This window comes from Pedobacter jamesrossensis, assembly GCF_042650905.1.
Classification (GTDB): domain Bacteria; phylum Bacteroidota; class Bacteroidia; order Sphingobacteriales; family Sphingobacteriaceae; genus Pedobacter; species Pedobacter jamesrossensis.
On record NZ_JBHSBY010000072.1, the window covers coordinates 1 to 3,465 of the forward strand.

The window sequence follows — 3,465 nt, forward strand, 5'->3', positions numbered from 1 at the left end:
TTCTTTTCATATTACCAATTAAAATTAATAGTTTTTCTAATAGCCTCGCTGCGCTCGGTCTAGAATTCTACTTTTAAATGGTCTGAATTTTGGGAAGTGCACACTTGGCTTCATCCAGCAGTTGCAAGATGCGAAAATATCATTAGAACGCCTGAATGAAATTAAAGAAATGGATGATGAAGAGCCTGTCGGCAAACCTTTTGTCAAACAACTTCCCGCCGACAAAAGCTTATCACTGAAGAACATTACTTTCACCTATCCCGGTGCTGGCAATGAACCAGTTTTATCGAATGTGAGTCTTGATATCCCTGCAGGAAAGACGACAGCCATAGTAGGCATGAGTGGCAGTGGCAAAACGACTATCCTTAAACTGATTCTCCGTTTTTACGAATCACAAAGGGGTGAAATAAGGGTGGGCAATGGATACCTTGCCCAAGTCAGTTTTCGGTACTGGCGTGGACTGTGTGGAGTTGTAATGCAGGATGGTTTTATTTTTTCAGATACCATAGCCCGCAACATAGCTGTTGGAGACGAGTATCCCGATATGATTAGATTGAAACAGGCTATACAGACCGCTAACATTAATGACTTTATAGAGAGTCTTCCGCTTGGTCTTGATACAAAAATTGGATTGGAAGGTAATGGTATTAGTCAGGGGCAGCGCCAGCGAATCCTTATTGCCAGGGCAGTATATAAAAATCCCGAATACATCCTGTTTGATGAGGCCACCAATGCGCTGGATTCGACCAACGAAAAAATAATTATGCAAAACCTTGAAGAGTTTTTTAAAGGACGCACTGTTGTTATTGTCGCCCACCGCTTAAGTACGGTAATACATGCAGATAATATTGTGGTGCTTGAGAAAGGGCATATCATAGAACAGGGAACGCATGCAGAGCTTACCCATAACAATGGAGTATATTATAATCTGGTAAAGAATCAGCTTGAACTTGCAAACTAACTATTACAAAAATGCCACAAAATATAACGGGTGAACAGACACAAAGCGAGGAGCTGTATGAAATTATAACAGCTGTACCTTCATGGATCTTAAAATGGGGAATCACGATGGTCTTTACGATCCTTGGAGGAATAATTGTGCTTTCTGCATTTATAAATTATCCCGATATCGTTAGCACACGCCTCAAGGTAAATTCACTTAACGCTCCCAAAATAGTCATTGCGCGCCAGGCTGGAAAATTAACAGCCCTGCTGGTATCAGATGGACAAACAGTAAAACAGGGGGTTGCACTGGCTTATTTAGAAACTACCGCGGCGCCGCAGGATGTACTGAGTTTAAACAAAAAGTTGAAAGAGATGCAGGCAAGTATGCTTAAGAATAAAGACGTGCAGGATAATTTACCCGAGGGACTGAACCTTGGTGAAATACAGGGCAGCTACCAAACTTTTTATCAGCAGTATCTTAAATATCAGTCTACCCTATCAAATGGATATTATCTAAGCCGTATGGCATTTTTAGAAAAGGACCTGAAAGACATTGCGGCACTTGGTAACCAGATACATAAGCAGCAAAAAGTACAAATGTTGGAGTATGCTAATCAAGAAACGGAATATAAAGCCTATCAGAAACTCTACAACAACAAAGTGATATCGCGAAGTGAATTTACACAACAGGAGAATAAATACTTGGCGTCAAAATATCCGTTACAGCAGAGCGAAACGTCTGTCTTAAATAATTTAAGTGCTTACAGTGCAAAAGAAAAAGAATTATTGGATCTCAGGCACACCATTTCAGAGGAACAAGCCGAATTTGTTCAGGCACTTAACCAGTGTATAACAGAAAGCGCCAACTGGATCATGCAACATATTCTGATAGCGCCCGTTTCTGGAAAAGTCAGCTTTGCGGGAATAGTTCAGCAAAACCAGAATGTGCAGTCAGGACAGGAAGTGTTTGTTATCAATCCAGGAAATACCGATTTCTTCGGAGAAGTACAGATTCCGCAGTATAATATGGGAAAAATATATAAAGGTGCCAGAACACTTATCAAGATGCGGAGTTACCCTTATGAACAATACGGAATGATCAGGGGGAAATTAACCTATATTTCAGATGTTGCCTATCGAGACAGTGTTTTTATAGCAAAAGTCAGTTTTGAGCAGTTTGAAATCAAGGATGCAACACATAAAATTATTCTAAAAAATGGAATGTTGGCCGATGCTGAAATTGTAACTGAAGAAAGTTCTTTATTACAGCGTTTCTTTAGAAATATCACCAGGATGATAAACAGCAGAAACTGAAACTCGATTTTAAGCATTAATTGACTGGTAAGACATTAGAAATTATTTAACAGATAGGGATTAGGGATATTCGTTTGCGGAACTGTAATACTTACATAAGTATCATATTTAATTTTTTTGTTATTGAGCTAATCTGGCGCAGATTTTTGCACTCACATTTTTTAATATGTTTAATAATAAATATTAATTCTTGACTTTACTCCATGAATTACCATCACATGGTTAACGAAATAGTATTTATTCGACGAGCATGCTGCAGGAATATTTATTATCGACAACTCAAATCAAATTTCAATAGAATAATAGCTTTATACGTTCCCACTGAGATCAACTTGTGGTGCATCATTTTTTTCTAATAAAAAAAGCGTTCAAATTCAATAAACAGATTTACCTCTAGTATTACTTTAAACACTCGGGTGTTTTGCAAGATGTATTTTTGTATACACAAAAAATCTTGCGCCCTTGTGGTCGGGTATTTCCTCGGAACTCGGAAATACTAAAAACAGCAAGAGGTCATATAATACTTTGAAAAGGTATGACTTAAGAATTTTACAAATTTATTTATAGGGATTACCATAGGGAGGATGAAGAGGTGAAAAATTATTTAATCAAATTCATATTCACAAATAACGATTCAAAATGCCCAGAAGGAAAGCTAAAAATAAAGATAATCTAGTCAATCGCCCCATCATAATAAGAATAACCGAGGAAACCTTTTCCAAATTAGAGGAAATCCGTCAATCTAGTAATTGTCAGTCTATAGGTGAGGTTGCAAGGAATATTCTGACCAGGAAGAAGATTCTTATGCTTCATCGTGATATTTCAATGGATGGACCAATGGAAGAACTTGCGTCGATAAGAATGGAGTTGAAGGCTATAGGTATAAATATTAATCAGCAAACAAGGTATTTCCACTGTTCAAAAAGTGAGGTTGAAAGGTCTTTTCATTTTATCAAAACTGTTGGGATGTATAAGGGTATCGATGGAAAGGTTGATCGTCTTTTGGAAATAGTTGGTAAGTTGACCTTAAAATGGTTGACAGACAATTAATTTCCATGACTTAAGATTTTTAGTTAATCTCTAGCTTTAGGTAATTAGAATGTAAGCATCCGACCAACCCGTCTTGACAAAGCTTGGTTTGACTGTTAATTTTGATTAAAAATCATGATATGAAAAAACCAGTTTTACAGTCAAACGAAATGTTCC

At 37.3% G+C, this 3,465-nt stretch carries 3 protein-coding genes; all 3 read left to right on the forward strand.

Features of this window, described 5'->3' with window-relative positions; translation table 11 throughout:
- Nucleotides 1-121 precede the first annotated feature (121 nt).
- On the forward strand, nucleotides 122-961 hold the full coding sequence (locus tag ACFOUY_RS09115) for a peptidase domain-containing ABC transporter (RefSeq protein WP_378960196.1): 840 nt from the start codon (nucleotides 122-124) through the stop codon (nucleotides 959-961).
- Between the two features lie 11 nt (nucleotides 962-972).
- Nucleotides 973-2,259, forward strand: coding sequence for an HlyD family secretion protein (locus ACFOUY_RS09120; protein WP_378960197.1), 1,287 nt, complete (start codon nucleotides 973-975; stop codon nucleotides 2,257-2,259).
- A 639-nt stretch (nucleotides 2,260-2,898) separates the two neighbouring features.
- Nucleotides 2,899-3,309 carry a mobilization protein gene (locus tag ACFOUY_RS09125; protein ID WP_378960198.1) on the forward strand — a complete coding sequence of 137 codons (411 nt, stop codon included), beginning with the start codon at nucleotides 2,899-2,901 and terminating at the stop codon, nucleotides 3,307-3,309.
- Nucleotides 3,310-3,465 lie beyond the last annotated feature (156 nt).

Bases quoted from the DNA above. Each gene is read 5' to 3' on its own strand.
- ACFOUY_RS09125 (WP_378960198.1), top strand. From the start codon at position 2,899: ATGCCCAGAAGGAAAGCTAAAAATAAAGATAATCTAGTCAATCGCCCC.
- ACFOUY_RS09120 (WP_378960197.1), top strand. From the start codon at position 973: ATGCCACAAAATATAACGGGTGAACAGACACAAAGCGAGGAGCTGTAT.